This window comes from Allobosea sp. CER48 (genome assembly GCF_044752385.1).
GTDB lineage: Bacteria > Pseudomonadota > Alphaproteobacteria > Rhizobiales > Beijerinckiaceae > Allobosea.
In genome coordinates this window covers 1-1,195 of sequence record NZ_JBIWYK010000702.1, presented here as the reverse complement: position 1 = coordinate 1,195, position 1,195 = coordinate 1, and the positions used below count along the sequence as shown (strand labels likewise).

General features: G+C 66.4%; 1 protein-coding gene. It reads left to right on the top strand.

What is annotated here, in order from left to right:
- Positions 1-5 precede the first annotated feature (5 nt).
- A complete protein-coding gene (locus tag ACIPIA_RS16680; protein ID WP_400511089.1) occupies positions 6-1,190 on the top strand; it encodes a MalY/PatB family protein in 1,185 nt (394 codons plus the stop codon).
- Positions 1,191-1,195: the final 5 nt, after the last annotated feature.

Genomic DNA, 1,195 nt, shown 5'->3' with positions numbered 1-1,195 from the left:
CATCAATGTTTAGAACGCCGGATTTCGACGAGCTGATCGACCGCCGCGGAACCCATTCCGCCAAATGGGACACGATGGAGAAGAACTATGGCGTGTCGGCCTCCGACGGCATCGCCATGTGGGTGGCCGACATGGATTTCCGGCCGCCGGCCTGCGTCCAGCAGGCGGTCGAGCGCATGGCGACCCACGGCGTCTACGGCTATTTCGGCGACGATCGCACCAATAGCGACGCGATCCGCTGGTGGATGAAGACCCGCCATGGCTGGGAGGTGGCGGCCGAGTCGATCTTCACGACGCATGGCCTGGTCAACGGCACGGCGCTCTGCGTCGATGCCTTCACCGCGCCGGGTGACGGCGTCGTGCTGATGACGCCGGTCTACCACGCCTTTGCCCGCATCGTCCGCTCGGCCGGGCGCGAGGTCGTGGAGTGCAAGCTCGCGGTCGAGGAGGGGCGCTATGTCCTCGACATCGCCGCCTGGGATGCACAGATGATAGGCCGCGAGCGGATGCTGATCCTGTGCTCGCCGCATAACCCGGGCGGGCGCGTCTGGACGGCGGGCGAGCTGCGCGAGATCGCCGATTTCTGCAAGCGCCATGACCTGATCCTCGTCTCCGACGAGATCCACCACGACCTGGTCATGCCGGGGCACAGGCACATGGTGATGCCGCTTGCGGCGCCGGATATCATCGACCGCCTGGTGATGATGACGGCGACGACCAAGACCTTCAACATCGCCGGCGCCCATATCGGCAATGTCATCATCCCCGACGAGAAGCTGCGCGAGCGCTTCCGGGCGCGGATGAACGCGCACGGCATCTCTCCGAACTCCTTCGGCATGGCGATGGCGACGGCCGCCTACAGCCCCGAAGGAGCCGCCTGGGTCGACCGGCTCGTGACCTATATCGACGGCAACAGGAAGTTGTTCGACGATGGCGTCAACGCGATTCCGGGGCTGCGCTCGATGCCGCTCGAGGCAACCTATCTCGCCTGGGTCGACTGCGCGGGGACCGGCATGGAGCAGGCGGAATGCACCGCCCGGGTCGAAAAGCAGGCGAAGATCGCGGTGAACCACGGCCCCAGCTTCGGTGCAGGCGGCGCCGGCTTCCTGCGCTTCAACCTCGCGACGCCGCGCGCCACCGTGGTCGAGGCGGTCGAGCGGTTGCAGGAAGCGTTCCGCGACCTGCAATAGCGCTC